Source organism: Neobacillus driksii, assembly GCF_013409995.1.
GTDB lineage: Bacteria > Bacillota > Bacilli > Bacillales > Cytobacillaceae > Neobacillus > Neobacillus driksii.
The window spans coordinates 268,234-284,392 of the sequence record NZ_JACCBX010000002.1 but is presented as its reverse complement, the minus strand read 5'-3'; the positions used below and the strand labels follow the sequence as shown (position 1 = coordinate 284,392).

At 40.8% G+C, this 16,159-nt stretch carries 15 protein-coding genes; all 15 read left to right on the top strand.

Going from position 1 to position 16,159, the window contains the following annotated elements; all coding sequences use genetic code 11:
• Nucleotides 1–161: 161 nt before the first annotated feature.
• The 15 genes from F4694_RS04620 to F4694_RS04550 all read left to right on the top strand — a co-directional run bounded on the left by F4694_RS04620 (nt 162) and on the right by F4694_RS04550 (nt 16,158).
• The gene (locus tag F4694_RS04620) at nt 162–1,064 is read left to right on the top strand and encodes an NUDIX hydrolase (RefSeq protein ID WP_179595725.1); all 903 of its coding nucleotides are present in this window, start codon (nt 162–164) and stop codon (nt 1,062–1,064) included.
• Nucleotides 1,065–1,104: 40 nt separating this feature from the next.
• Nucleotides 1,105–1,857: a GNAT family N-acetyltransferase gene (locus F4694_RS04615; protein ID WP_179595724.1), complete on the top strand. Its 753-nt coding sequence runs from the start codon at nt 1,105–1,107 to the stop codon at nt 1,855–1,857.
• 231 nt (nt 1,858–2,088) lie between these two features.
• Nucleotides 2,089–2,694 carry a TetR/AcrR family transcriptional regulator gene (locus F4694_RS04610; RefSeq protein WP_179595723.1) on the top strand — a complete coding sequence of 202 codons (606 nt, stop codon included), beginning with the start codon at nt 2,089–2,091 and terminating at the stop codon, nt 2,692–2,694.
• A gap of 533 nt (nt 2,695–3,227) precedes the next feature.
• Nucleotides 3,228–4,877: a class I adenylate-forming enzyme family protein gene (locus F4694_RS04605; RefSeq protein WP_218895514.1), complete on the top strand. Its 1,650-nt coding sequence runs from the start codon at nt 3,228–3,230 to the stop codon at nt 4,875–4,877.
• Nucleotides 4,878–5,051: 174 nt separating this feature from the next.
• Nucleotides 5,052–5,666 (top strand): TetR/AcrR family transcriptional regulator, encoded by a 615-nt coding sequence (locus tag F4694_RS04600; RefSeq protein WP_179595721.1) that lies wholly within the window; start codon nt 5,052–5,054, stop codon nt 5,664–5,666.
• 89 nt (nt 5,667–5,755) lie between these two features.
• Nucleotides 5,756–6,994 carry a thiolase family protein gene (locus F4694_RS04595; RefSeq protein ID WP_179595720.1) on the top strand — a complete coding sequence of 413 codons (1,239 nt, stop codon included), beginning with the start codon at nt 5,756–5,758 and terminating at the stop codon, nt 6,992–6,994.
• Nucleotides 6,995–7,010: 16 nt separating this feature from the next.
• Complete coding sequence (locus F4694_RS04590) at nt 7,011–8,150, top strand: acyl-CoA dehydrogenase family protein (RefSeq protein WP_179595719.1); 1,140 nt, start codon at nt 7,011–7,013, stop codon at nt 8,148–8,150.
• 52 nt (nt 8,151–8,202) lie between these two features.
• Nucleotides 8,203–8,973: an SDR family NAD(P)-dependent oxidoreductase gene (locus F4694_RS04585; RefSeq protein WP_179595718.1), complete on the top strand. Its 771-nt coding sequence runs from the start codon at nt 8,203–8,205 to the stop codon at nt 8,971–8,973.
• A 38-nt stretch (nt 8,974–9,011) separates the two neighbouring features.
• Nucleotides 9,012–10,166 carry a 2-hydroxyacyl-CoA dehydratase subunit D gene (locus F4694_RS04580; RefSeq protein WP_179595717.1) on the top strand — a complete coding sequence of 385 codons (1,155 nt, stop codon included), beginning with the start codon at nt 9,012–9,014 and terminating at the stop codon, nt 10,164–10,166.
• 43 nt (nt 10,167–10,209) lie between these two features.
• Complete coding sequence (locus F4694_RS04575; protein ID WP_179595716.1) at nt 10,210–11,514, top strand: 2-hydroxyacyl-CoA dehydratase subunit D; 1,305 nt, start codon at nt 10,210–10,212, stop codon at nt 11,512–11,514.
• 98 nt (nt 11,515–11,612) lie between these two features.
• Nucleotides 11,613–12,521 carry an acyl-CoA dehydratase activase gene (locus F4694_RS04570; protein WP_179595715.1) on the top strand — a complete coding sequence of 303 codons (909 nt, stop codon included), beginning with the start codon at nt 11,613–11,615 and terminating at the stop codon, nt 12,519–12,521.
• A 26-nt stretch (nt 12,522–12,547) separates the two neighbouring features.
• Nucleotides 12,548–13,336 (top strand): enoyl-CoA hydratase/isomerase family protein, encoded by a 789-nt coding sequence (locus F4694_RS04565; protein WP_179595714.1) that lies wholly within the window; start codon nt 12,548–12,550, stop codon nt 13,334–13,336.
• Between the two features lie 12 nt (nt 13,337–13,348).
• On the top strand, nt 13,349–14,116 hold the full coding sequence (locus F4694_RS04560; RefSeq protein WP_179595713.1) for an SDR family NAD(P)-dependent oxidoreductase: 768 nt from the start codon (nt 13,349–13,351) through the stop codon (nt 14,114–14,116).
• Nucleotides 14,117–14,149: 33 nt separating this feature from the next.
• A complete protein-coding gene (locus tag F4694_RS04555; RefSeq protein WP_179595712.1) occupies nt 14,150–15,337 on the top strand; it encodes a CaiB/BaiF CoA transferase family protein in 1,188 nt (395 codons plus the stop codon).
• A gap of 38 nt (nt 15,338–15,375) precedes the next feature.
• Entirely contained in the window at nt 15,376–16,158 is a 783-nt protein-coding gene (locus tag F4694_RS04550; RefSeq protein WP_179595711.1) for an enoyl-CoA hydratase/isomerase family protein, read from the top strand.
• Nucleotide 16,159 lies beyond the last annotated feature (1 nt).

Below are 16,159 nucleotides of genomic sequence, written 5' to 3'. Positions count from 1 at the left end.
AGAGCAATTTTTATACTAGAGCTGAAGAAAGGTAAACAAGAAGAATACATTGTGTACCCATTATAGTAAAATAAGGGTACATGACCGATTATTTGATATTAGAGTTGTTATGTAGAAAACACATATTAAAAAATGGACGTGTACTCCGAATAGAGTGCAGGGTGGCAGGAGTCGATGAAGAGTTAACGAACATCACAAGAGGCGGTAATGCCATGACCCTGGAGGAGGTAATCGCTGAATCAGGATTACAAGGTTTCGATGTAAATGAGGAGGTGCTGGATATGGAATATATAAACAAGAAGAATCCTACTGAACTATTGCCCCAAGGTAAGGTTAAAAAGGATCTCATTCAAAACCGTATGGACCTAAAAATTGGAACGTTGATGGCTGCAACTCCAAAACCAGCCGCAACCGTAGTATTGATGGACGAATTATCAAGGGTGTATTTAACAAAACGACCCGTCACCATGAAGTTTATGGGTGGATTTCACGTTTTCCCAGGAGGAGCCGTAGAAAGTCATGATCTATTGGTTGAAAATGATTATATAAAAAGTGATGAAGTACATCTTTCTATTAGTCTTTCCCATTATATTGCTGCAGCTAGAGAATTGTTTGAAGAAGTTGGGATATTGCTGGGTAATACGACTGATGGTTTCCCGGTTTTATTGCCAAAGGAAAAAGAAATGAAATATCGAAATGATCTTGTAAGTGGTGAAATACCTTTTGTTCGAGTGTTAGAGCAGGAAAGAGTCTATTTTGATCCTCGATGTTTAACGTATATCGGACAAATAACTACACCCGAGGAAAGTCCGATTCGTTTTGATACCCGTTTTTTTCTAGCAAAACTTCCACCAGGACAAAGCCCAGAACCAGATGAAAAGGAAATTGATGGAGCGAGCTGGTTTAAGCCGGAAGAAGCATTAACTGCGTTTCGACATAAAAAAATAAAACTTGCACCACCAACTATTCTTACCCTTCAAGCTATCATTGATTTTCAAAAAAGCGGTGTCTTAAAGATGTCAGTTACAAGAGAGGATTTAATTAAATTGCTTAAGGAATTATAAAAAAATACTAGTTAAACGATGACAAAAGGGGAAAGCATTCATGCAAATTACATTTGATAATATTTTTATTCATAGTCATGTCGCAGCTGAAAATAGTCTATACAAACACTACCATTTTCCTGAAATGTTATCGCGATATGATAGTAATTATATTGAGTTTAAAACCTTTCCTGCACTAGAAGAATTTAAAGAGGCAGAACGTTATTTACGAGATTTCCATCGAAAAAATGGTCAAAAGCATGTGAAGTTTAAATTTCCTGTCAATGAAAAGATCCCTGCTAAGTTAGTGAATTACTTAAATCAGAAAAATTATGATATTGGTTTTCTAGAATTATATTCAATTGAACCGAATCATTTTCCAAAGGTAAAGGATCACCCTGACATTGAGGTTCAAATTGTAACAAATCAAAATTTGAAATCATTTCTTGCTTTACAATATCAGCAAGATATCGTGTTTGGGAGCAATTTCGCCAATCAAAAGGTTGAGTTAAATAAGTGGATTTATGAGAACCCGAATTTTATGCAGCTGCTTGCTTTATATAAAGGAACTCCAGCAGGTACAGTGGATGTCATTATTTCGAAGGATACAGCTGAAATTGATAATTTAGGTGTGGATGAAGCTTTCCAAAAGAAAGGAATCGGCACCAGGATTCAAAAATTTGTGATGGATACATTTCATGATAAGACCGTCATCCTTGTTGCAGATGGTCAGGATACCCCAAAAGAAATGTATAAGAGGCAAAACTATCAATACCTTGGTTATCAATATTACACACAAAAAGTTGAAGATTAAAATTGAATAAAAAATGCTTGGGTTCTTTAACGTCACTCGGAGTTACAATGGGAACTGAATGATTAGAAAGAAAAAGTCGTTTACTTTAATGGTAAGTGGCTTTTGTTTTACCTTATTGATTTAGCAAATGAGTGCAAAAATAATTTTCTGAATAGTTTTTATATATTGACACATTAGTCATAAGTGACTACAATTTTATATATAGAAATCTGATTCAAATAGGAGAATAATATGAAATCTGAAAATTATTCAAGAACCGATCGTCGTAAGGCATATATACGTGAGCAGATTGTGAGCGGTGCTTTGGAGTCTTTTTCTGAATTGGGCTACATGAAAACGACTGTGAATGATATTACTTCACGTGCGGATGTGGGGCATGGAACCTTCTATCATTATTTTAAAAATAAGCAGGACCTTCTAAGTAAGCTGGTAGATGAACTGGCGGAGAAAGTGGATGATTATGTCCAGCCAAAGAATATGCAGTTAACGGTTTACGAGAGAATGAAATATGAAGCACAAAGAATTCTTGAATATTACGTGAATAACAGCAGCATTTTGCTGGCATTAAAAGAAGCGCTGATGGTGGACAGACAATTTGAGGAACAATGGCTAAAAATTAGTGAAAGCCTATTTAAGCGAATCGAGCGCGATATCAAAGGTTCAATCCAAAAAGGATACTGTCACGATGTTAATGTTGACGTCACGATCCGAGCTTTAACATGTATGTTTGAGGGTTATGGTCATCATTTGATGGTACAGCCAGTGACTCCAGCAGAAATACAAGAGGTTGCTCAATCATTGACAGATTTGTGTTATAAAGCTGTATTTAAGGAATAATGTATTTGATTTATTAGATAGCCAGAATAAGCAGCGAAGTTAATCCTTTTGTTGCTTATTCTTTATGGGGGATGTCTTTTGAGGGAGGAATTCAAATTATTTGTATGCGCTTACAATTGAATATTAGCATTCAGTGGACAAATGAACTTCAATATATTTAGGGGTAGTAAGAACTATTATTGAAGTTTATTTGATTCTTTTTATCTAATTATGACAATGTAGTCATATTCGATATTATTGTCATTATTAGAAAATTAAAAGGAAAATAGGACTAAGCTGGCGAACATTAAAGGAGGTGAGGAATAAATTCAACAGCTCTATAATCGTGATGTGAAAACGGTCGACCATATTTTTAGTTTAGTGTCACCGTTATCATAACTGCACATAGGCAACACTATTTAAACCATACTTAGTAGTCTGCATAATGAACTGAGTCCAAATGTAGTGAATCCATAAATTCGTTTTTTGTGCACCTATAGATTCTACAATGTGAATGGAGTCTTATTAAATGGATGCAAAGGGAGAGGATTAATTTGGCGAAACACGAGGTATATCATTCTACCGTATTAAAGGAGTCTTACTGGCCGGCTGATACTTCACTTCCATTAAACGATTGGACTGTTGCTCAAGTATTAAGGGAGGTTACAGCGGAAGTTCCTGACCGGATTGCATTAGTCGAAGGGGGTGCGGATCCTGCAAAACGCAGAAGATGGACATACAGTCAGTTGCTAGCTGATTCTGAGCGAGTTGCTTCTGCATTGCTTACAAAATTTAAGCCTGGGGAACGTGTAGCGGTTTGGGCTCCAAATGAAGTGGAATGGGTACTGATTGAATTTGGCTGTGCCATTGCAGGAGTCACCTTAGTGACTGTTAACCCTGCGTTAAGGGAAAAAGAACTAGATTATTTGATACGTCATTCAGAAGCAGCTGGAATCTTCCTTGTTGATGAATACCGTGGCTATAACATGCTCGAGGCGGTTACCAATGTTCGCAAAAATTTACCTTTACTGCGGGAAGTGATTCGTTTTACGAATTTTGAGGAATTCATCAATTGCGGCAGTCAATCAACCATTTTTCCAGTAGTAAAGCCGGAAGATCCTTTTGTCATCATGTATACCTCAGGAACAACTGGTAAATCCAAGGGTGCCATCCTTCACAATAAAGGCATAACCAACTCTACTAAATTTATGGCTGAACGTGCCGGAATGGAAGTCGGCGGTGTATGGGTGAATGTTATGCCACTTGTTCATATGGGCGGCTGTGGGTTTGCTGTACTCGGAACCCTTCAACAACGAGGCACTCATGTACTCGTAAATGCGTTCGACCCAGGATTATTCCTTGAGTTGATTGAGAAAGAGAGAGGGTCCTTCGCACTACTAGTACCAACAATGGTCGAAGCAATCTTAAATCATCCTGATCGAAAAAAATACAATCTCTCAACCTTTAAATCTCTACTTTCTGGTGCCTCTAAGGTTGAACCTTATTTAGTTAGACGGGTTAAAGAAGAACTTGGCTGTGGGATGTCGATTGTTTGTGGTCAAACCGAGATGCATGGTGGAACAACGCAAACGCATCTTGATGATTCCCCTGAAGACCAGGCAGAAACAATTGGGCAGCCATATCCGCATATTGAAGTCAAGATTGCTGATCCTGCAACCGGAGAAGTGCTTCCACTTGGTATGGATGGGGAGATTTGCTGTCGTGGGTATCAAACAATGGTTGGCTACTACAATATGCCGGAACAGACAGCCACTACCCTTAATGACGATGGCTGGCTGCATTCAGGCGATATTGGCTCCATGGATGAAAGAGGTTTTATAAAAATAAAAGGGCGTTTAAAGGATATGATTATCCGAGGCGGTGTCAATATTTATCCAAGTGAAGTAGAATCGCTGTTGCGAGACCACCCTAAGGTTGCCGATATTGCAGTAGTTGGCATGCCGGATGAATATTGGGGTGAACAAGTCACGGCGCTTATCATCCCAACTTCCTTTGATGATCTGCCGACAGAATCTGAACTTACAGAATACTGTAAAGCCAATATGGCTGGCTTTAAGAGACCAAGGAATTGGTACTTCGTTAAAGAATTTCCAAAAACTGCGGCAGGGAAAATCCAAAAATTTAAGCTGCAAGAAATGGTCAAAAATGGTGAAGTAGAACAGGGAACCAATTTAACAATATAAGACGCAAAAATAGGGTGTTCCAAAGTTGGAACACCCTATTTTTGTTATCTTTGAATACTAAAGAATAGATAAAAATTTTTATATTTTTGAATTGTCAGTTTATATTGACATTCGTGTCATATATGACTACAATGTTTATAAAGGTAAAAATTATGAAAAATAGGAGTTAATAATATGGCGAAATCTCAGGAGGCAATAATAGTAAACCGGCACATTACACTCAATCAGAATCAAATCATGTTAAGCGCTATTGAAGTGTTTTCTGAAATCGGTTACATGAAAGCGACTGTCAAAGACATCACGACAAGAGCTAATGTAGGACATGGAACCTTTTACCATTACTTTAAAAATAAAAATAACCTCCTAGATCAATTAGTAGACGAACTTTTCGAAAAGGTTAAACACAATATAGAGCCCAAAACCTTGCCGGAAAACCTTTATGAAACGATGAAAGATGAAGCTCGTAGAATATTAGATTTTTATTATCAAAACAGAGGGATACTCCTAGCCTTAAATGAAGCGATGATGGTCAACCACCATTATAAAGAAAAATGGTTGGAACTGAGTGAGAGGTTATTTAAAAGGATTGAGCGTGATATTAAAGGCTCTATGAAAAAGGGATACTGCCATAATATGAATGTCGATGTTACAATTCGTGCACTTGCTTGTATGTTTGAAGGTTATGGAAATTACATAATGTGGCAGCCATCTAGTCCTAGGGAAATAGAAATGACTGCTGAATCTTTAACGGACTTTTGCTATAAAGCGGTTTTTAAGCTCAAAGCCTAAGTACTAGAGTAGTAGCTGGTGCAATTTTATAAATCCTAGGTACATAGGAAGTAAACAAAACAAATAGTCAATAGGAGGTTAGCAATAATATGCAGGATGTTTATATTATCGGCATTGGGATGAACAAATTTGGTAAGTATCCCGGAGAGACAGTTAGGACCATGGCAGAACACGTAATACAGCAATCCTTGGAGGACGCAGGAATTAGCGCAGAAGATTTACAGGCTGGCTTTTTCTCAAATACTTTTTGGGGAATGTTTGATAAGCAGCACTCGATTCGTGGTCAGGTGATTTTCAGGGGGATGGGGATTGATAAGATTCCTGTAACAAATGTGGAAAATGCTTGTGCAGGAGCCTCAACTGCTCTGCACCTAGCATATACCGGAATTCGAGCTGGCGTGTATGATGTCGCCATCGCTGTCGGTTCTGAAAAGTTAACGAACCCAGACAAAGCAAAATCTTTATCCGCCTACTCAAGCTGTATGGATGTAGAGAACTTTGATAGACAGATCAATTTGTTATTGGATTATGGAAAGAACCTAGAGGTTGCACTCCCTCAGGAAGAATCACCACCTGGGGCTGGAAGAAGTGTTTTTATGGATGTTTACGCGATGATGACTCGTTGGCATATGAGCAAGTATGGTACGAACCAAAGACAACTAGCAGTAATTGCATCGAAAAACCATTTTCACTCTTCCCTCAATCCAAAAGCACAGTATCAAAATCGGATGAGCATTGAAGATGTTCTGAACGATAGTCCTGTTACCTACCCTTTAACTCGCAGTATGTGTGCTCCAGTTGGGGACGGGGCAGCGGCGGTTATCGTTTGCTCTGAAAGATTTTTGAAAAAACTTGAAAAATCTCGTCCAGTAAAAATTCTTGCTTCCGTCCATGGTCAAGGTTCAGACAGAGACCTTGATGGTGAGGATATCGGTGAAAGACTTGCAAAAGAGGCCTATAAAAAAGCAGGGCTAGGTCCACAGGATATTGATTTAGCTGAGTTACATGACGCTACTGCTTATGGTGAACTGCACCAAAGTGAAGCGATGGGATTTTGCCCCCCGGGTGAAGGCGGGGCACTAGCAGAATCAGGTGCGACAACGCTCGGAGGATCCATTCCAATCAATACAAGTGGGGGACTTGAAAGCAGGGGCCATCCAATTGGAGCTTCCGGTCTTGCGCAAATATACGAAGTTGTTACCCAGCTTAGAGGGGAAGCTGGAAACAGACAGGTTATTGGGGCAAGAATCGGTCTAGCTGAAAATGGCGGCGGCAGTATTGGAGTCGAAGAAGCTGCCATGTGTATTCATGTCTTAGAAAAAGTATAAGTGGAGGTTTTGAACTGTGGATTATAACTTAACAGAAGAATTGTCGATGTTAAAGGATATGACCTATAAATTTGCAGCAAATGAAATTGCTCCACATTCTGCGGAATGTGATAGAGAAGAGAAATATACTCCTGAAATTGTAAAAAAAGCTGCAGAATTAGGTCTCGTTGGAGCATGGATACCTGAAGAGTATGGCGGCGCTGGGATGGGGATATTAGGCCAGGCCATCATTACAGAACAGCTATCCCGTGTAGATATGGGAATTGGAACGAATATTATCACAGCAAGTTTCGGATGTGAAGCATTATATCTATACGGCTCCGAGAAACAGAAGCAAAAGTATTTACCTAAGGTGTGCAGTGGCGAGTGGGTCTCATCAGGAGCATTCACCGAGCCTAATGCCGGAACGGACGCGGCAGGGTATCAAACAAGGGCTGTTCGTGACGGAGATGATTTCATTATTAACGGAAGCAAAATCTTCATCACAAATGGTACAGTAAGTGATTTTATGGTGGTGCAGGCGATTACCCAGCCAGATGAAAAAAGACATAAGCGCTTCTCGCAAATCATCGTTGATGCCAATACTGAGGGTATTACCAGAAGTAAGCTTCATGGCAAGTTAGGAATACGTTCCAGTGATACGGCACAAATTTCATTTGAAAATGTCCGCGTCCCCCAGTCCAATCTAGTTGGGACAGATGGAAAAGGATTCCCACAGCTTATGCACTTCTTTGATATTACTCGGATGATGGTTGCTGCTCAGGCATTGGGTATTTCTCAGGCTTGCCTCGATGAAGCGGTCAAATACTCAAAAGAAAGATACGCCTTTGGTAATCCGATTGGAAGCTACCAACCGACAATGACAAAATTAACGGAAATGGCCGTCAAGGTTGAGGCACTTCGAAATATCGTCTATAAAGCAGCATGGCTTGTTGATTCAGGAAAACCTGATTTTACGCTTTCGGCAATGGCAAAATACTTAGGTGGACAGACAGCAGTTTTTTGCGCTAATGCGGCGATCGAAATTCATGGCGGGTACGGATATATGGAGGAATACAATGTCCAAAAATGGTACCGAGACGCGAAAATTCTTGAAATCTATGAAGGAACGAAGGAGGCAGAAGTAATGGCCATCGGACGTGTACTCCAGTCTTAGTTTCTATATAAATATCTGAATATTAAATCTTGTCTAAAAAAGGGAGAAAATCATGATTACAAATCTTGAAGGTAAAGTGGCATTAGTTACAGGCGGAACAAATGGAATTGGTAAAGCAACGGCATTAAAGCTTGCAAAAAGTGGAGCAGATATAGTAGTTAGCGGCAGAAATCATGAGGCTGGAAACAAAGTGGTTGCGGAAATAGAAGAAATGGGAAGACGTGCAATATTTTTAGAATGTGACTTGTTTGTCTACGATTCAGTCAAACAGATGGCTGACCGTGCTATTGATGAAATGGGAAAGATTGATATTTTAATAGCAAATGGCGGTGCAACCGTTCAATATGCAAAATTCTTTCACGAATTAGACCCAAATGATTATGACGGCTGCTTAAATAGCCAACAATCGTCTAGGCTTTATGCAATCCGGGCATTGCTTGACCATATGAGAGAGCAAAATTATGGGAAGATTGTCATCATTACTTCTGACGCAGGAAGAATTGCGACCCCGAGAGAATCACTAATCGGATCGGCAGCAGCTGGTCTTGTACTGATGAACAAAGCGTTGGCAAATGAGTTTGCTCGCTGGCAAATTCGCGTGAATGCTCTTTGTTTAACGGTTATTCAAGACACGCCAGGATTTGAAGCCGTAATGGCTACAGAAGCAAGTCATGTTTTTCAGAAAGCTGTCGACCGTGCGAAGCTTGGTTTACCTAATGCGGAGGATGTTGCAGAGGCTGCGCTTTTCTTTGCCTCACCTGAATCTGACAGAATAACAGGTCAAACCTTAAGCATTAACGGCGGCCTTTCATTTGCAGGGTAAAATATCATTTTCTTTTAAATATAGGAGGGAACACGATTATGTACCAAAATTTATCATCAGATGAAATTTTAACTAAATTAGCCCAAGTAGCAGGGGACCCCTATGAGAGAGCAAAAGAATGGAAAATGGAATCCGGATCCAAAATTATCGGCTGTTACATCATGCACTTTCCTGAGGAGTTACTACATGCAGCTGGCGTCTTACCGATTGTCCTTCAAGTAAAAGAGGAACCGATTACTACTGGGCACGCCTATTATCCCGCTTATTTCTGTGGTCCGACCCGCAGTATCGTCGATCAAGCAGCGAAGGGAGAATTAGATTTTTTAGATGGTTTTGTCGGTGGAGATTATTGTATCCAAGCCGTCGGTGGTGCAGAAGTGGTAGGAAATCTTCTTCCAAAGGTCAATAACATGTTCTTCCGTTTGCCTGTTGGCAATCAGGCGTGGACACATGGAGATATAGTTACAGGATTGAAAGAATTAAAACGAGATATTGAAAGATTTGCAGATAAAGAGATTAGTAATGAAGACATCCTAAATAGCATTCGCATTTATAACAAAAACCGCAGCCTAATTAGGAAAATTTACGAGTTAAAATCATTACATCCGTCACTGCTAACTTCTAGTGACATGTTATCGATTATTAAGTCTAGCATGGTCATGCCGAAGGAAGAGCATAACGAAATTTTAGAGAGTCTGCTTCCAAAGCTTCAAGCTAAGAAGGATTCTATCAAAGAAGAAGGTGTGCGTGTCTTCTTGTCTGGTAGCTTCTGCGGCGCACCGAAAAACGAAATATTAGAACTTGTAGAACAATCCGGTGCTGTTGTCGTAGGAGATGACCTTTTCCACGGCTACAGATATATCAGTGATAATATCGCTGAGGACAGAGAGCCACTTGCAGCCATTGCTGCTCATTATATTGATAAAAATACGAATGTCCCTTGTCCTACAAGATGTGACCCTAAAACGGATTGGCCTCAATACCTCGTTGATTCTATGCGAAAGTATAAGGCAGACCAACTTGTCATCGTGATGGCACAATTTTGTGAACCACATATGTTCTTCTACCCAGATATTAAAGATGCCATGCAAGAAGCTGGAATCCCACACCTACTCCTAGAAATCTCACACGAATTAGACTCCATCGAAACCATAAAAACTAGACTAGAAGCCTTTGTTGAAATGGCTGTTTAGGATATTTATATAAAGCAAACAAAATCGAGAGGAATGATGATAGATGGCAGTACAGGAAGCGAAAAGAGCGAATCGATTAAAGTCAGGAAAATTGGTGAATAAGCTTGTTAATGAATATTGGGAGGATCTGATTAATGCCAAGAAGACCGGTAAAAAGGTCGTTTATACAACTGGTCTGCCAATTGGCCCATTTATGGCTGCTCAGGATATGGCTTGGATTCACGGGGAAGGGTACGGTGCCCGTGTTGCGGCAAGACATGAGGAAAAAGAACCGCAAACCTTTGCTGAGAACAAGGGATTTAATCGTGAACTTTGTTCCTATGCGCGAACACAAATGGGTTGTGCGATGTTCGCTGAATTAGGTGTACCGGATGATTTAAATCCAGGTCCAATTGCGACTGAAATCCCAGCACCAGACGCGATTGTTACTTGTTACCCAGGCTGTTCCACTGGACCACAGTGGGATTGGGCAATCGAGCGTGTTTTTGGTAAAAAAATCCCTTGGTTCAATGTTGTTATTCCTTATCATATGGGGCGTAACGGTTCTACCTACATGAAAGGTGAAGAATTTGAGGAAAACGTAAAATACGTTGTTAGACAGTTTGAAGATTTAATTAAATTTTTAGAGGTAGTAAGCGGAAAGCCATTTAACTGGGATAAATTCCAAGAGTTAATGGGTGTAACGAAAAAAGTTGGAAAGCTTCGGATGGAAGCGATGGAACTATGTAAGGCAAAACCGGCACCTGCGAGCTTCTTTGATTGGTCGATTCAAATTGCACCTGTTAATTATCTCACTGCATGGCCAGGAACGGTGGAAGCAATGCAAGCTGTTAAAGACGAGGTTCAAGAGAGACTCGACAATGGTGTAAGTGCAGTTCCGAATGAGAAATACCGTATTTTCTGGGAAGGAATTATGAACTGGAATAAGCTGGGCTGGATGGCAGATAAGTTTGCAAGCTATGATGCCACAGTTGTTGCGGGTCGATATACGCACATGGCCTTCTGGCACGAGCCTGACACAATCGATCCTGAACACCCATTAAGAGGAATCGCGATTAATCATTTGGAATGTCAGCTTAACCTTGGCTACCCGATTACCGAAGAGCGAATGATGACACTTTCCAAAGATTATTCCATCGACGGTATTGTCTTCCATGGTGCAAGAACTTGCCGCTCTTTCTCTCGTTCACATTTCCTATTAGCTGAAAATTTAAATAAAAAGATGGGCATTCAATCTACTTCCTTTGAGGGAGACATGGTTGACGATTCCTTCTACAAGGAAGAACTGGTAAATACTCGCATTGAAGCATTGATTGAAAGTCTCGAGGCGCAGAAAAGCAGAGGATAATTAACGGTAAATCTGTCCGGGACAATGGTTCCCGGACAGGTGAAAATTTCGATAGGTAATCCCTAAGGGAAAAACAGAAAGATGAAGGAGAGAGTAAGATGACATCGAAAAGTGATGGTTCTTCCTTTTATACAATGGGTGTGGATAGCGGGTCCTTAACAGGAAAAGCAGTAATCATTGATGGAAATCGCCGGATTGTTTCTCATAGCGTCAAACAGCTCGGCTTTGTTAGCCAAAAAGCTGTCATGATGGCGATTGATGAGGCATTGGAAAAAGCGGGATTGGTTCTCGATGATATCGCTTATACCGTTAGCACTGGTTATGGACGAAAAAGGTTAGAAATTGCAGGAAAGAATTTAACGGAAATTAGTTGTCACGCAAAGGGAGCCAACTACCTCTATCCTGAGGTAAAAACAGTCATTGATATCGGCGGTCAGGACAGCAAGGTAATAGCGGTCGATCCATCAGGAAATATTAAAAACTTTGCGATGAACGATAAATGTGCTGCTGGAACTGGACAATTTCTTGAAGTACTGGCACGAGCTTTGGACGTCGAATTAACTGAAATTGGCGAGTTGTCGCTGCAATCAGATGCGGATATCAAAATTAGCTCAATGTGTACAACATTTGCTGAGTCCGAAGTAATTTCTCTGGTGGCGGAAGGTCATTCAACGGTAGACATTCTTTCTGGTATGCATAAGGCGATTTCAGGGAGAATGAAAGGATTGGTTGGCCGTGTTGGAATGCAGTCGCCAGTAATGATGACAGGTGGAGGCGCTAAAAATATTGGATTGGTGAAAGCGTTAGAAAAAACGTTAGGTGTGTCTATTTTTATACCTGAAGAACCTCAGATCATCGGTGCTTTGGGGGCAGCGTTATTTGCGAATGACTTTGCTACAGGAATACGGAAAAAAGTAGAAGAGGAGCAAGACTTAGATAAATCTCGTGCACCAGCTAAAGATTGCGGCAGCTGTTCCGTTCAGAATTATCAATTAAACAAAAACTAGTTCCTCTTTTTGGAAAGGAGAATGTTATGCACTATGAAACGATTCAATTTGAGCGTCGCGGTGCCGGCGCTTGGATTATTTTAGATAGTCCAAAAAATATGAATTCTGTATCATCCACGATGCTGGGTGAGTTGGCGAGTGTATTAAAAGAATGCGAAAAAGATAGCAGTATTAAGGTTGTTGTTCTAACTGGCGCAGGATCTTCCTTTTGCGCTGGGGCGGATCTTAAAAATGTCCTTTCTTCTTTAAATAATACAGAGCCTGGGTCGAAGGACTTTCTTGATATGTTCGATCAGATAGCAGGTCTTCTTCGTAGAATGCCAAAACCTGTGATAGCGGCAGTAAATGGGTTAGCTCTTGCAGGAGGTCTGGAGCTTGTGATGTGCTGCGATATCGTATTTGCGGCTGAAAGCGCCAAGATTGGGGACGCTCATTCTAATTTTGGCGTTTTTCCAGGTGCGGGTGGAGCGGCGGTATTACCAAAGAAAATCGGGCTTAATCGAGCTAAATATCTTCTTTTTAGCGGTGATTTTCTATCAGCTGCAGAAATGGTGAGATTTGGTTTGGTGAATAAGGTTGTACCTGACAGTCAGCTTGTGGAGGAAGTCGAAAACTTTGTTGAAAAGCTAGCTGCTAAAAGTCCATTGGTACTCCACCGGATGAAGGAAGTTGCCAACGCATCGGTTGATCAAACTCAAGACGAAGCATTGCGACATGAAATGCTTCATTTAAGGCAGCATGTTCGCTCCTATGACTTAGCAGAAGGTCTAAAAGCGTTTGCAGAAAAACGTAAACCTGAATTTAAGGGCTATTAAGGGGAGATAAAAGTGAAAATTGAAAATCGTGTGTTTATCATAACCGGCGGGGCATCGGGTCTTGGTGAGTCCTGTACTAGGCTGTTTGTGGAACAAGGCGCAAAAGTCGGAATTTTAGATATCAATGAAGACCAAGGAGAAAATCTTGCGAGAGAACTTGGTAAATCTGTTGTTTTCTGCACGACAGACGTGAGTGATGAAAATTCTGTAAGGGAAGCTTTGGAAACCGTCTCAAACACATTTGGTGGGATTCACGTAGCAGTCAATTGTGCCGGTCTTATTTATGGTGCGAAGGTCCACTCTAAGAAAGGACTTTTTCCTATGGATAAGTTTAATAAGGTAATCCAAGTAAATTTAATCGGCACGATGAACGTCGTTCGATATGCGGTTCAAGAAATGTTGAAGAATGAACCTGATGAAAACGGGGAAAGAGGTGTTATTGTAAATACTGCTTCTGCAGCAGCCTTTGGCGGTCAGCTTGGACAAGCGGCGTATAGTGCGTCAAAAGCAGGAGTGGTCGGGATGACACTTCCAATTGCCCGAGAGATTGGGGATTATGGAATGCGAATTGTCGCTATTTCCCCAGGTCTGTTCGATACACAAATGTCTAGTGGAATGCCTGAATCCTTTAAACAAGAAGTAGCACAGCATATACCTTTTCCAAAGAGGCTGGGCAAACCATCTGAATATGCAGCTATGGTTAGACATATTGTTGAAAATCCTTATTTAAATGGAACCACGATTATGCTAGACGGTGCAGCACAACTACCAGCGAAATAAACAAAATACAAGGATAAATGAAAGGAGAAAAAAATGTCTGGAGCATTAGAAGGTTTAAAAATTTTAGATTTTAGTACATTGGTTCCGGGCCCTTATGCCACCATGTGTTTGGCTGATTTGGGAGCGGAAGTCCTTAGGATTAAATCGGGAACGAGGCCCGATGTTGTTGATTTCTTACCTCCTTTCCTGCCTGGAACAGAGCTTTCGGCTGTATCTGCACAATTGAGCAGGAACAAAGAGGTTATGACCCTCAATCTAAAAGATCCTCGCGCGGTAGACGTGATTCATCAGCTGTTAGGAGAATACGACATTATTATCGAACAATTCCGCCCAGGTGTGATGACGAAACTGAACCTTGATTACGAGAGTCTTAAAAAAGTAAATCCTAGATTGATTTATTGCTCGTTAACAGGATACGGTCAGACAGGACCCATGCGGGACCGTGCAGGTCATGACATTAACTACATAGCCATGTCTGGTGTTGCTTCTTATTCAGGAAAGAAAGAATCAGGGCCACCATTGATTGGAATACAAGTTGCTGATATTGCTTCTGGTTCTAACAATGCAATTATTGGAATCCTTTCGGCAGTGATTTATCGAGAGCGAACTGGGAAGGGTCAGTATATCGATGTTTCGATGACTGATGGAATGATTGCATTTAATTCATTTATGCAGGGTGCTAGCTATCTGGTAAATGGTAAGGAAATTGGGATGGAGGAAAACCTTCTCAATGGAGGCTCTCTTTATGACTACTATGAAACGCAAGATGGTAGATATCTTAGTTTCGGTGGCGTGGAACCACAATTTTTCAAGGCCTTTTGTCAAACGATTGGTCGACCTGAGCTGGCTGTAGGAGGAGTGGAACCAGAAAATGTGGCTCAAATCAAAGAAGAGGTTCGTGAGATTGTTAAAACGAAGGCATTAGATGAATGGATCGAATTATTTAATACTGTGGATGCCTGCGTTGAGCCGGTACTTTCACTAGCTGAAGTATTAGAGGGACCTCTTGTTGAAGAACGAGGGATGGTGGTTGAAATACCTGGTCCTAATGGGACATCTGTAAAACAGATTGCCAATCCGATTAAGTTTTCTGAGTCCATTCCAGAGTATCGTCACACAGGTATCCCGCTATCAGAAGCGAATACAGAAGTGGTAATGAAAAATCTTGGTTACTCTCAGGAGCAAATCGACGAGTTTACCAAGACGGGTCTATTCAGTTAATAGAGTTCATTTTTCATAGAATGAAGGGGGTATTGATGATGTTAAAGACAACTTTTGTAAAATTATATATTGAAAATAGGACAGCTGTGATTACGATTGAAAATCCACCTGTAAATGCGCTTAGTGCACAGATTATGGAAGAGCTTGATCAAACTTTGGAAGTCGTTAGGGGAAATTCTAATATTCAAACTGTTATTATTACCGGTGGTGGTGACAAAGCGTTTGTAGCCGGTGCGGATATTAAACAGTTTATTGATATGACTCCTCAAGTAGGATATGACCTTGTGAAAAGTGGCCACCAGATTTTTAATAAGATTGAAAACTTTGAAGTACCAGTAATCGCTGCTATTGAAGGATTTACTCTTGGAGCTGGCTGCGAGCTAGCGATGGCATGCGATATTCGCATTGCCGGTGAAAAAGCATTATTCGGACAACCCGAGGTGAATTTAGGAATTATTCCAGGCTATGGGGGAACGCAGCGTTTACCTAGATTAGTAGGAGCTGGTAAAGCGAAAGAGCTTATTTTTACCGGGGATAATATCGAAGCAAGTGAAGCATACCGAATTGGCTTGGTAGATATTCTCGTTCCAGCTGGAGAAGCACTAAGTCGGGCACATACTTTATCGGCCAAGATTCAGAAAAAGGGACCACTGGCTATCAAAGCTGCTAAGAAGGCAATTACCCTGGGACTTGATTTGCCGATGGATGAAGCATTAGAACTTGAGGCCGTTCAATTTAGAAGCCTTTGTTCCACTGATGATCAAAAGGAAGGCGCGAGAGCCTTTTTAGCGAAGGAAAAGCCATTGTTTCAAGGAAAATAAA

Bases quoted from the DNA above. Each gene is read 5' to 3' on its own strand.
- F4694_RS04615 (WP_179595724.1), top strand. From the start codon at position 1,105: ATGCAAATTACATTTGATAATATTTTTATTCATAGTCATGTCGCAGCT.
- F4694_RS04610 (WP_179595723.1), top strand. From the start codon at position 2,089: ATGAAATCTGAAAATTATTCAAGAACCGATCGTCGTAAGGCATATATA.
- F4694_RS04600 (WP_179595721.1), top strand. From the start codon at position 5,052: ATGGCGAAATCTCAGGAGGCAATAATAGTAAACCGGCACATTACACTC.
- F4694_RS04595 (WP_179595720.1), top strand. From the start codon at position 5,756: ATGCAGGATGTTTATATTATCGGCATTGGGATGAACAAATTTGGTAAG.
- F4694_RS04585 (WP_179595718.1), top strand. From the start codon at position 8,203: ATGATTACAAATCTTGAAGGTAAAGTGGCATTAGTTACAGGCGGAACA.
- F4694_RS04580 (WP_179595717.1), top strand. From the start codon at position 9,012: ATGTACCAAAATTTATCATCAGATGAAATTTTAACTAAATTAGCCCAA.
- F4694_RS04575 (WP_179595716.1), top strand. From the start codon at position 10,210: ATGGCAGTACAGGAAGCGAAAAGAGCGAATCGATTAAAGTCAGGAAAA.
- F4694_RS04570 (WP_179595715.1), top strand. From the start codon at position 11,613: ATGACATCGAAAAGTGATGGTTCTTCCTTTTATACAATGGGTGTGGAT.
- F4694_RS04565 (WP_179595714.1), top strand. From the start codon at position 12,548: ATGCACTATGAAACGATTCAATTTGAGCGTCGCGGTGCCGGCGCTTGG.
- F4694_RS04555 (WP_179595712.1), top strand. From the start codon at position 14,150: ATGTCTGGAGCATTAGAAGGTTTAAAAATTTTAGATTTTAGTACATTG.
- F4694_RS04550 (WP_179595711.1), top strand. From the start codon at position 15,376: ATGTTAAAGACAACTTTTGTAAAATTATATATTGAAAATAGGACAGCT.